We start from the raw sequence: 11,608 nt of genomic DNA, 5'->3' as shown, positions 1-11,608 counted from the left end.
CCTTGTCCTGATTTAAATTTAATCCACTATACCTGATTACGGTACGCATTCATCCGCGCTTGAGATTTGTGTTGAATCGGCTGTGCTTTTAAAGGCGCATTTTGTCTTAGCCGTAACGCCGTTGGAAATCGCTCATAAAGTCCGCCAATGCCTGTACGCCTTCGAGCGGCATGGCGTTGTAGATGCTGGCGCGCATGCCGCCGACGGTTTTGTAGCCTTTAAGCAGGGATAAGCCTTGCAGTTCGGCTTCGAGGACAAAGCGGCGGTCGAGTTCGGCTGAGGCGGTTTGGAAGACGACGTTCATTTTCGAGCGGGCATCGGGGCGGATTCGGTTGATGTAGAAGCCGCCGCTGCCGTCGATGGCACCGTAAAGCGTTTGGGCTTTGATGTTGTTGACGGCTTCGATTTTCTTCACGCCGCCTTGCGTCAGCAGCCAGCGGAATACTAAACCGGACATATAAATGGCGTAGGTTGACGGGGTGTTGTACATGCCGTCGCGGTTGAGGTGGGAGCGGTAGTTGAAGACGTCGGGAATGCTCTCGGGGCAGCGGTCGAGCAGGTCTTCGCGGATGATGACGACGGTTGCGCCGGCGGGACCGATGTTTTTTTGTGCGCCCGCGTAAATCAGCCCGTAGTCGGAAACGTCAAACTCGCGCGAGAGGATTTCGCTGGACATATCGCAAACGAGCGGCGGCAGGTCGTCTGAAAGTTTGGGAACGGTTTGGTATTGCAGGCCGTTGACGGTCTCGTTGATGACGAAGTGGACGAAGGCGGAGTTTTTGTCTATGTCCCAAGTTTCGACGGGTGGCAGGGCGATATAGTCGAATTGTTCGCCGCCGTGCGCAGCCAGTCGGATTTCGGCATCGGTCAGACGGCTCATTTGTTCGTAGGCGATGCGGCTCCAGTTGCCCGTTACCACTGCGTCGGCGGACGGGAAGCCATGCGCCAGGTTCATCGCAACCATGTTGAATTGTGTGGTTGCGCCGCCTTGCAGGAACAGGATTTTGTAGTTGGAAGGAATGTTCAGCAGCGTGCGCAGGTCTTGTTCGGCGTGATGGAGGATGCTGAGGAACATTTCCGAGCGGTGGCTCATCGCCATGACGGGGAAGCCTGTGCCGTTGTAGTCGAGCATTTCTTGCTGCGCGGTACGCAATACGGCTTCGGGCAGGACGGCGGGGCCTGCGGAAAAGTTGTAGATGGGGCGGGCGGACATGGCAATGCCTTTTTGTTTCGATGATAACAGCTTTGGATTTTAGAATGACGGCGTGCTTCGTGCAAGCCGTATGGTAGGGAAATGGGGTCGTCTGAAAAAGAAAGATTGGAAATAAAATGATGATTATCAATGGGTAAGGTTTAATAGTGGTTTTTCAGACGACCGTTTTTGTCAACAATTTTAAGATTGGTTTTATGCCGCCAGGCGTGTTCATTCTATGAGGTCGTCTGAAAAAAGCCGCGATAAATCAACGCTTTTCTTTTGAGTGGAAAGCGGTTATAATAAGCCAATTTTTCAATTTTGACGAAAAATGGCCACGGGGCCATTTTTTTGTTTATGTACTCCGGGAGATTCATGGATATTCAAACAATTCTCGAAAAAACCCTGCCGGGTTTGGGCTACGAACTGGTCGATTTCGAGCTGACTGCGCAAGGCACGCTGCGCGTGTTTATCGATAAGGAAGGCGGGATTACCGTCGAAGACTGCGCGACCGTCAGCAATCATTTGAGCCGCGTGTTCATGGTGGAAGATATCGATTATAAAAATCTGGAAATTTCCAGCCCCGGCCTTGACCGGCCTCTGAAAAAAGCCGCCGATTTCGTGCGCTTTGCAGGACAACAGGCAAAAATCAAAACCCGCCTGCCGGTTGACGGACAAAAGAATTTTATCGGCCGCATCGAGGGTTGTGAAAACGATACCGTAACGCTCTCTTTCGACGGCAAAACCGCGCAAATCGGCTTGGATAATATCGATAAAGCCCGCCTGCGCCCCGAATTTAAATTTTAAAACTTGATATTGGAGATTCTAAAAAATGAGTCGCGAAATGTTGCAACTTGCCGAAGCGTTGGCAAGCGAGAAAAACGTTGAAGCGGAAGTGGTGTTCCAAGCATTGGAATTTGCCCTTTCTACCGCAGCCAAGAAAAAAGCCGACCGCGAGCACATGGACGTGCGCGTCGAAATCGACCGCGATACCGGCGAATATCATACTTACCGCCGCTGGCTGATTGTTGCCGACGAGGATTACACCTATCCCGACCTGGAAAAAACCATCGAAGAAATCCAAGAAGAAATTCCGGGTACCGACATTCAAATCGGCGACTACTACGAAGAAACGCTGCCGAACGAAGGCTTTGGCCGCCAAGCCGCGCAAACTGCCAAACAAATCATCCTGCAACGCATCCGCGATGCCGAGCGCGAGCAAAATCTGAACGAATTCTTGGCCGTTAAGGAAGACATCGTTTCAGGTACGGTAAAACGCGTAGAGCGCCACGGCATCATCGTCGAAGTCGTTCCGGGCAAGCTGGACGCGCTGATTCCGCGCGAACAAATGATTCCGCGTGAAAACTTCCGCGGCGGCGACCGTATCCGCGCGCTGTTTTTGCGTGTGGACGAAATCGGCAACACCGGCCGCAAACAAGTCATCCTCAGCCGTACCTCGGGCGATTTCCTTGCGAAGCTGTACGAAATGGAAGTGCCTGAAATTGCAGACGGTTTGTTGGAAATCCGCGAAGTGGCGCGTGATCCGGGCCAACGTGCGAAAGTGGCGGTCAAAGCCAACGACCAACGCATCGATCCGCAAGGCACCTGTATCGGCGTGCGCGGCTCCCGTGTGAACGCCGTCAGCAACGAATTGGCAGGCGAGCGCATTGATGTGGTGTTGTGGTCGTCTGAAACTGCCGAGTTCGTGATGAACGCGCTGTCTCCTGCCGAAGTCAGCCGCATCGTGATTGACGATGACAAACACGCGGTTGATGTGATCGTTGCCGAAGACCAGCTTGCGCTTGCCATCGGCCGCGGCGGTCAAAACGTGCGCTTGGCATCTGATTTGACAGGTTGGCAGTTGAACATCATGACCGTCGAAGAGGCGGACGAACGCACCGCCGCCGAAGACGCGGCCATCCGCGACCTCTTCACCGCGTATCTGAACATCGACGACGAAACCGCCGATATTTTGGTGGAAGAAGGTTTTGCCACGCTGGAAGAAGTTGCTTACGTTCCGGCTGCCGAACTGCTCGCCATCGAAGGTTTTGACGAAGAAATCGTCGAAACCCTGCGCAACCGCGCCCGTGATGCGATTCTGACCATGGCGATTGCGTCCGAAGAGAAGCTGGAAGAAGTTTCAGACGACATGCGCAATCTGGACGGCGTAGATTCCGATATGCTCCGCAAACTGGCGGAAGCCGGCGTAACCACCCGCGACGATCTGGCCGAACTTGCCGTTGACGAACTGATTGAAATAACCGGTGTAGATGAAGAAGCGGCGAAAAAAGTGATTCTTGCTGCCCGCGAACACTGGTTTACCGAAGAGAACTAATGGGGGTACAGATGAGTAACACAACCGTAGAACAATTTGCCGCCGAACTGAAACGCCCCGTCGATGATTTGCTGAAACAACTGAAAGAAGCCGGCGTCAATAAAAGCAGCGGCAGCGATTCCCTGACGCTGGACGACAAGCAACTGCTGAACGCCTATCTGAAAAAGAAAAACGGCAATGACGGCGGAACCATCAGTATCCGCCGCAAAAAAACCGAAGTCAGCACTGTCAGCGGCGTCAAAGTCGAACGCAAACGCGGCCGTTCCGTAACGATTCCTTCGCCGGAAGAGCTTGCCGCCGAAGCTAAAGCCAAAGCAGCATCTGAAGCACAAAAAGCCGAGCAGGCAGAAGCGAAAGACCAAGCCGCAGAACAGGCGAAAGCCGAAGCTGAGGCCGCCGCCCGTGCCGAAGCGCGTGCGAAAGCCGAAGCGGAAGCTGCGAAGTTGAAGGCTGCCAAAGCGGCAAAAGCCGAGCCGAAAGTCAAAGCGGAAGAAGCGAAACTTGTTGAAGCGGCTGAAAAACCTGCCGACGTAAAAGCAGCTGAAAGCAAAGCCGACGACAAACCGGCAGAACCTGCTGCACAAGCAGTTCAGGCTGAAGACAAACCTGCCCAAAGGTCGTCTGAAAAACCTGCCGAAGGCAAAGCCAAACCTAAACAAGACAAAGGCAATAAAGGCAAAGACGCGAAAAAAGCAGCCAAACCGGCTGCCCCTGCCGCTCCGCAACCTGTGGTCAGCGCGGAAGAGCAAGCGCAACGCGACGAAGAAGCACGCCGCGCCGCCGCTTTACGCGCCCATCAAGAAGCCTTGTTGAAAGAAAAACAAGAGCGTCAAGCGCGCCGTGAAGCCATGAAACAACAGGCGGATCAGCAAGCCAAGCCCGCAGCCGAAGCCAAAGCTGCCGAGCAGCGCAAGCCTGCCGAAAAAGCCAAAGCCGTGCCCGCAGAAGGCAAAGCCGCCAATCCTGCCCGTGCGAAAAAAGAAGACCGCCACAACCGCGACGATGACAACCAAGGCCGAAACGCCAAAGGCAAAGGCGGTAAAGGCGGACGCGACCGCAATGCGCGTAACGGCGACGACGAGCGCGTACGCAGCGGTAAAAAAGGCAAGAAACTCAAACTCGAGCCGAACCAACACGCCTTCCAAGCACCGACCGAACCCGTCGTACACGAAGTCTTGGTTCCCGAAACCATTACCGTTGCCGATTTGGCGCACAAAATGGCAGTCAAAGGCGTGGAAGTGGTCAAAGCCCTGATGAAAATGGGCATGATGGTCACCATCAACCAATCCATCGACCAAGACACCGCCCTGATTGTGGTGGAAGAACTCGGCCACATCGGCAAACCTGCCGCCGCCGACGATCCCGAAGCATTCTTGGATGAAGGCGTGGAAGCTGTAGAAGCCGAAGCATTGCCGCGTCCGCCGGTCGTTACCGTCATGGGTCACGTCGACCACGGTAAAACTTCCCTGCTGGACTACATCCGCCGCGCCAAAGTGGTACAAGGCGAAGCGGGCGGCATTACCCAGCACATTGGTGCATACCATGTTGAAACCCCTCGTGGTGTGATTACCTTCTTGGATACCCCGGGTCACGAAGCGTTTACCGCCATGCGTGCGCGCGGTGCGAAAGCAACCGACATCGTGATTCTCGTGGTCGCAGCCGACGACGGCGTGATGCCGCAAACCATCGAAGCCATTGCTCATGCTAAAGCAGCGGGCGTACCGATGGTGGTTGCCGTGAACAAAATCGATAAAGAGGCTGCCAACCCCGAGCGCATCCGCCAAGAGTTGACCGCGCATGAAGTCGTGCCGGACGAATGGGGCGGCGATGTGCAATTTATCGATGTGTCCGCCAAAAAAGGCATCAATATCGACGCATTGCTCGAAGCCGTATTGCTTGAGGCCGAGGTATTGGAACTGACTGCCCCTGTCGATGCGCCCGCGAAAGGCATCATCGTCGAAGCCCGTCTGGACAAAGGACGCGGCGCGGTTGCCACCCTCTTGGTGCAAAGCGGTACGCTGAAAAAAGGCGATATGCTGCTTGCCGGTACTGCGTTCGGTAAAATCCGCGCGATGGTTGATGAAAACGGTAAAGCCGTCAACGAAGCCGGCCCGTCTATTCCGGTCGAAATCCTCGGCTTGTCCGACGTACCGAACGCCGGTGAAGACGCAATGGTGTTGGCAGACGAGAAAAAAGCCCGCGAAATCGCGCTCTTCCGCCAAGGCAAATACCGCGACGTGCGCCTTGCCAAACAGCAGGCGGCGAAGCTGGAAAATATGTTCAACAACATGGGCGAAAACCAAGCCCAATCCCTGTCGGTCATCATCAAAGCAGACGTACAAGGTTCTTACGAAGCTTTGGCGGGTAGCCTGAAAAAACTGTCCACCGACGAAGTGAAAGTGAACGTATTGCACAGCGGCGTGGGCGGTATTACTGAATCGGACGTCAACCTTGCCATCGCTTCAGGCGCGTTCATCATCGGCTTTAACGTGCGTGCAGACGCTTCTTCGCGCAAACTTGCCGAAAATGAAAACGTGGAAATCCGCTACTACAACATCATTTACGATGCCATCGACGACGTCAAAGCAGCCATGAGCGGCATGCTGGCGCCGGAAGAGAAAGAGCAGGTTACCGGTATGGTCGAAATCCGTCAGGTCATCAGCGTATCCAAAGTCGGCAACATCGCAGGCTGTATGGTTACCGACGGCGTGGTCAAACGCGATTCCCATATCCGCCTCATCCGCAACAACGTGGTCATCCACACCGGCGAACTGTCTTCTTTGAAACGCTACAAAGACGACGTCAAAGAAGTCCGCATGGGCTTCGAGTGCGGCTTGATGATCAAAGGCTACAACGAAATTATGGAAGGCGACCAGCTGGAATGCTTCGACATCGTCGAAGTCGCCCGCTCGCTGTAATTTACCGTTGTAAATAAAAGGTCGTCTGAAAACCATGAAAAGTGGTTTTCAGACGACCTTTTTGTTTTATAGCGGATTGGATTGGCGCAGTACGGCGTTGCCCAACGCTTAATCTTGGTTTGAATTCAATTTGGCATAAATGATAAACAAATTAATCAATTGAAATATAAATTCCGATTAAATAATGTTTTGAGAAAGAGTTAGAACTTGTTGAGGATAAAGCAGTCTAAGGAAGCCACGCAGTTCGACTGCGTGTAACGATTCAATCAATAAATTACGATCCCCCCAATCTGGTTATTTATCCCATCTCCCCGGATAGGCAACCGTCAGCTCACGGAAAAAATAATATCATGGATACAAAACAAGTCTTTCGCGCAATCGTTTCTGAAGAAGCCGCCGCACACTCCGCATCTTTGGAAAAGTCATCCGAACCCAAGGTTTTTCAAGGAACCAAGGGCAATGATGTCTATTATGCCACCCATACCGCAGACAACATTGTGGAAAAGGCAAATGAAGGACAGGATACCGTTTATAGCAATGTCAGCTACACCTTGCCGAACAATGTCGAAAACTTGGTTTTGACCGGTTCGGATAATATTTATGGCGCGGGCAACAATTCAGACAACGTATTGGTCGGCAACAGCGGCAACAACCGCCTGTATAGCGGGCGCGGCAATGATACGGTTTACGGGGGCGCAGGTCACGACAACATCAACGGGGGGGAAGGCGACGACCAACTGTTCGGCGATGAAGGCAACGATATCTTGGACGGCGCGGCAGGAAACGACGTATTGCAAGGGGGGGAAGGCAACGATACCTATTTGTTCGGCGAAAAAAGCGGCAAAGATACAGTAATTGACCGCCAAGGCAGCAACAGCATCCGCTTTTTAGACGGTCTCAGCGCAGACGATCTGACGGTTACCGCCGTGCGCAATGCAGAGGGCGGACAGGACTGGCGTATCGCAGTGAAACACACCCAATCCGTCCTGACCATTTCCAATCAATACCAAGAAGGCAGCAATATGCCTTCCGTCCAACGGTTTGTTTTCGCAAACGGCACATTAAACCTCAACCAATTCATCAAAGCCACCCAAGCGCAAGTAGAAATACGCGACAATGCAGGCGAACGTATTGAAGGCACGGATGGGAACGACGCGCTGAACGGTACCGTCGGCAATGACGTCATCGACGGCAAAGCAGGCGCGGACATGATGCGCGGCGGCATCGGAGACGATACTTACTATGTGGATAACGCAAAAGATGTTGTCGTTGAGAATAGCGGCGAAGGCAATGATACCGTGATCAGCAGCGTTTCTTATACCGCCTCAACCCACGTTGAAAACGTTACCCTGACCGGCAACGCCAATATCTACGCGGCAGGCAACAACAGCAACAACACCCTGACCGGCAACGACGGACACAACCGACTCAATAGCGGCCGCGGCAACGATACCGTTTACGGCATGGGCGGCAACGACAACATTAACGGCGGCGACGGCAATGACTATTTGGACGGCGGCGATGGCAACGACACCATCAACGGCGACGCAGGCGACGACACTTTAATCGGAGGAGCAGGCAAAGATATGTTGAAAGGCGGAACAGGCAACGACACCTATATTTACGGCAGCGACGATACGATTATCGACAATCAAGGCAACAATACCCTGAAGTTTTCAGACGACCTCCGTGTCAGCGACATCAAAGTAAACGTCATCGACAATGCCGACGGCAGCAAAAACTGGGAAATCACATCCGCCAACGGCTCGGCAACCATTCAAAACCAAGTTGACGCCCAAGGACATATTTCCATCAACCAATTCCAATTCCTCGGCGAAAACTATACAGCCGAAACCCTGCTCAAAGCCGTCAACACCGGAAAAGCCGACCAAGGCATCAAAAATGAAGGCACGCCGAACGACGATGTGATTGTCGGCAGCAAGTTTAATGACGAATTAAGTTCCGGCACAGACGGCAGGGACGTGATTTACGGCATGGACGGCGACGACATTATCCGAGACGAAGGCACGACCTACTGGGGCAACGAATGGTCTTCAGACGACAAACTGTACGGCGGAAACGGCAATGACAAACTGTATGCGCGGGTCGGAGCCGATTACCTCGACGGCGGCGCAGGCGATGACTATCTGGAAGGCGGCGATGGGCGTGATACCTATGTCTTCGGCAAAGGATACGGACACGACACCATTTTCGACTTCGGTTTCGATATCGACGAAGAATTCAATCCCACCTCCATCAGCAACGCCGTAAAATTTACCGGCGGCTTGACATTGGATGACTTGAATATTTCCGTGACCCCGGGCTACGACAAAACCGGCATCGACTACACGCCCGATCCGTTTGACTACACCATCAACCCCCGTCTGAACGGCAACACATGGACCGTTTCCATCAAAGGCAGCAATGACGTATTGACGATTAAAAACCAAATGGGTTCGCAAGGCGCCATATCCGAGTTCCAATTCGACAACGGCACATACAGCACGGAACAAATCATCGAACATTTCGGCTTGAAAGTATCCCATGTCCGCAAAGACGGCACGATTATTCAATACCTGAATGACGACAGCGATACCTTTGAGCAACGGCTGTACGAAGGCTCCAACCGCATTATCCACGGTACCGACAACGGCGATACCGTCAGCGTTTCAGGCAACTACGGCGGTAAAACCACCTTTATCGGCGGCAGCGGCGACGACACCGTCAAAGTCGGACACGACAGCACCATTGATGCCGGCGCAGGCAATGACACCATTTCCGGCGGCAGCTATGCCAATACGATTACCTTCGGCAAAGGCAGCGGGCATGACAAATTGTCGCTGAACGCAAGCGGCGAGGACAATACCGTATTGTTCTCAGGCAATCTGACGCTGAAAGACATCGATTTGGAAATCAATAAAGCAGGAAACAACAAAGAGAACTGGGTGGTCAAACTCAAAGGCAGCGACGACACCCTGACCGTCTTGGATGCCGTCCACTCCTCAGATGGCGGCGATACCGTAGATGCGTTCAAGTTTGCCGCCTCAGGCGAAACATACAGCATGTCGCAATTCCTGACCGCTTTGGGACACGATACCGCCCATCAAGGCGTTTTGTAAGTTTCACAAAGCAATACGGCAGCATTGTCGATTGATTTGTTTTTTCAGACGACCCCTGAAGGACTAGGGGTCGTCTGAAACTTTATTGTGTGGCGATGAACTATAAAGTGGGAACAGTCCGTCTGATTTTGACTGGGTTGCTTGGGGAGCAGGGTAAAGTAAGAATATGATTGATGTTCAAAAATAAGGAATAAACCGATGAAGCATATATTATTAATGGCTGCCATGATTTTAAGCGGTTTCGCGAACGCAAACGAAATGAGCAATCCTTGTGCCTATCATCCTGATTTACCGGGTTGCGCGGGTAATAACCGACCAATGGGGCAAACAAAACGGGTTATTAACATTCCTGATAGATGGGGTGCTATTTATTTTAATGGCGCAAATCGAGCCATAGGAGTATCTGAAAACAATACTAAAAGTGCAGAGTCAGCAAGACGAGAAGCACTAGCTGACTGTATTAAAAATGGTGGTGGCAAAAATCCAATAGCTTCTAATGGTCAGGGATGTCATTTTATGACTGAGTATGTAAATGGATGTGGAGCAATTGCAATTGGTGGTGTAATAGGGAATGGTCGTGTTTCTGCTAAAAGTGATTTCAACTTGGAGACTGCTGAACAAAATGCTATTGATTCCTGTGAAAAAAATCGCCCTTTTAAATGCACCATCCGCTATTCAGGCTGTTCCCGCCATCCAGACTACCTTCGTTACTAAATGAATTTTCAGACGACCCCTAAATGCTCAGAGGTCGTCTGAAAACTTATTTTGCAGCGATAGGGTCGAAAGCGATGCCGAGTTATGCGGCAGGGTTTTGAGAGAAACGAATAGCGTGAAAGATTAAGAGGTATAAAGATGAAGAAGATATTTTTGATGTTGTTGGCAATGCAGGTTAGCCCCTTTGTTTTAGCCGACGGATTGAATGCGATTAACGATCCTGTGATGAATCCTTGTATTCAAAGACCGGACTTGGCGGGGTGTAGCGGTAATAATCAGTCAGGAGGGCAGGCGCGTCGGGTTATCAATATTCCTAATCGTTGGGGAGCTGTTTACTTTAACCCCGTCAATCGTGCGGTGGGTTATTCGGAAAATAATACCGAAGGCGAAAGATCTGCCCGTCGAGAGGCGTTGGCAAGTTGTATTAAAGCCGGTGGCGGTCAAAATCCGATTGCTCGTGATGGTAAAGGTTGCAGGTTGAAACATGAATATCGTAATGTTTGTGCAGCTTTTGCTGTTGGAGGCAAGGAAGAAGGGAAAGGTGGTACGGGATGGTCTGGTGATGATTATATAGAAAAAGCAGAACAAAAAGCTTTAGCTGAATGTAGTAAATATTCTAATGAGTGTGTTATTAAATATTCAGGCTGTTCCCGCCATCCCGACTACCTTCGTTACTAAATGAATTTTCAGACGACCCCTAAATGCTCAGAGGTCGTCTGAAAACTTATTTTGCAGCGATAGGGTCGAAAGCGATGCTGAGCTATGCAGCAGGGTTTTGAGAGAAACGAATAGCGAAAAAGATTAAGAGGTATAAAGATGAAGAAGATATTTTTGATATTGATGGCATTGAATAGTTTTACTGCCTTGGGCAACCCTTTGGGAGGGAATCCGACTGACGGTTATTGCCAAACTGTCGATGGCAGCGCGTGCGGTTGGGGAGGAAAGGGTTCTTCGCAACGTAACGTGATTAATATTCCTACTCGTTGGGGAGCGATTTATTATAATGCTGCCAATCGTGCTATTGGTATATCTGAGAACAATACTGAAGGTTACCGTTCTGCTAATAAAGAGGCATTGGAAAACTGTATTAAAGCTGGAGGTGGCAAAAACCCTATATCTCGTAAGGGACAAGGTTGCCATATGGTAACCGAATACCGTAACTCCTGTGCTGCGATTGCAGTAGGTGGCGAGATAGGGAAAGGTCGTGTTGCCGGGATAGGAGGGCATGATTACGTTGAGGGAGCTGAAAAAGAAGCAATTGAGGTTTGTGAGAAGGGAAAACCGTTCAAATGCGAAATTAAATATTCAGGCTGTTCCCGCCATCCCGACT

The 11,608-nt window shown here is 51.5% G+C and carries 8 protein-coding genes; 7 read left to right on the top strand and 1 reads right to left on the bottom strand.

The window, feature by feature from the left end; translation table 11 throughout:
- Positions 1-106: 106 nt before the first annotated feature.
- Complete coding sequence (serC, locus tag HMPREF3277_RS05650) at positions 107-1,213, bottom strand: phosphoserine transaminase (protein WP_070870306.1); 1,107 nt, start codon at positions 1,211-1,213, stop codon at positions 107-109.
- A gap of 354 nt (positions 1,214-1,567) precedes the next feature.
- Here serC and rimP point away from each other — a divergent pair, with 354 nt between their 5' ends.
- From rimP to HMPREF3277_RS05615, 7 genes are all read left to right on the top strand, one after another.
- Positions 1,568-1,999 carry a ribosome maturation factor RimP gene (gene rimP, locus HMPREF3277_RS05645; RefSeq protein WP_003741871.1) on the top strand — a complete coding sequence of 144 codons (432 nt, stop codon included), beginning with the start codon at positions 1,568-1,570 and terminating at the stop codon, positions 1,997-1,999.
- A 25-nt stretch (positions 2,000-2,024) separates the two neighbouring features.
- Entirely contained in the window at positions 2,025-3,527 is a 1,503-nt protein-coding gene (gene nusA / locus HMPREF3277_RS05640) for a transcription termination factor NusA (protein WP_070870305.1), read from the top strand.
- A gap of 11 nt (positions 3,528-3,538) precedes the next feature.
- Positions 3,539-6,445 (top strand): translation initiation factor IF-2, encoded by a 2,907-nt coding sequence (gene infB, locus HMPREF3277_RS05635; RefSeq protein ID WP_141765186.1) that lies wholly within the window; start codon positions 3,539-3,541, stop codon positions 6,443-6,445.
- Between the two features lie 350 nt (positions 6,446-6,795).
- Positions 6,796-9,564 carry a calcium-binding protein gene (locus HMPREF3277_RS05630; protein ID WP_070870303.1) on the top strand — a complete coding sequence of 923 codons (2,769 nt, stop codon included), beginning with the start codon at positions 6,796-6,798 and terminating at the stop codon, positions 9,562-9,564.
- Positions 9,565-9,762: 198 nt separating this feature from the next.
- Positions 9,763-10,278, top strand: a complete 516-nt coding sequence (locus HMPREF3277_RS05625; protein WP_049230195.1) for a DUF4189 domain-containing protein — start codon at positions 9,763-9,765, stop codon at positions 10,276-10,278.
- A 138-nt stretch (positions 10,279-10,416) separates the two neighbouring features.
- Positions 10,417-10,956 (top strand): DUF4189 domain-containing protein, encoded by a 540-nt coding sequence (locus tag HMPREF3277_RS05620; RefSeq protein WP_070870302.1) that lies wholly within the window; start codon positions 10,417-10,419, stop codon positions 10,954-10,956.
- Between the two features lie 138 nt (positions 10,957-11,094).
- A partial coding sequence (locus tag HMPREF3277_RS05615) for a DUF4189 domain-containing protein (RefSeq protein ID WP_094113478.1) occupies positions 11,095-11,608 on the top strand: 514 nt, incomplete at its 3' end.

The sequence above is a fragment of the Neisseria sp. HMSC70E02 genome, from assembly GCF_001838645.1.
Classification (GTDB): domain Bacteria; phylum Pseudomonadota; class Gammaproteobacteria; order Burkholderiales; family Neisseriaceae; genus Neisseria; species Neisseria macacae.
This window is presented reverse-complemented; position numbering and strand designations above follow the sequence as displayed.

Bases quoted from the DNA above. Each gene is read 5' to 3' on its own strand.
- serC (WP_070870306.1), bottom strand. From the start codon at position 1,213: ATGTCCGCCCGCCCCATCTACAACTTTTCCGCAGGCCCCGCCGTCCTG.
- rimP (WP_003741871.1), top strand. From the start codon at position 1,568: ATGGATATTCAAACAATTCTCGAAAAAACCCTGCCGGGTTTGGGCTAC.
- nusA (WP_070870305.1), top strand. From the start codon at position 2,025: ATGAGTCGCGAAATGTTGCAACTTGCCGAAGCGTTGGCAAGCGAGAAA.
- infB (WP_141765186.1), top strand. From the start codon at position 3,539: ATGAGTAACACAACCGTAGAACAATTTGCCGCCGAACTGAAACGCCCC.
- HMPREF3277_RS05630 (WP_070870303.1), top strand. From the start codon at position 6,796: ATGGATACAAAACAAGTCTTTCGCGCAATCGTTTCTGAAGAAGCCGCC.
- HMPREF3277_RS05625 (WP_049230195.1), top strand. From the start codon at position 9,763: ATGAAGCATATATTATTAATGGCTGCCATGATTTTAAGCGGTTTCGCG.
- HMPREF3277_RS05620 (WP_070870302.1), top strand. From the start codon at position 10,417: ATGAAGAAGATATTTTTGATGTTGTTGGCAATGCAGGTTAGCCCCTTT.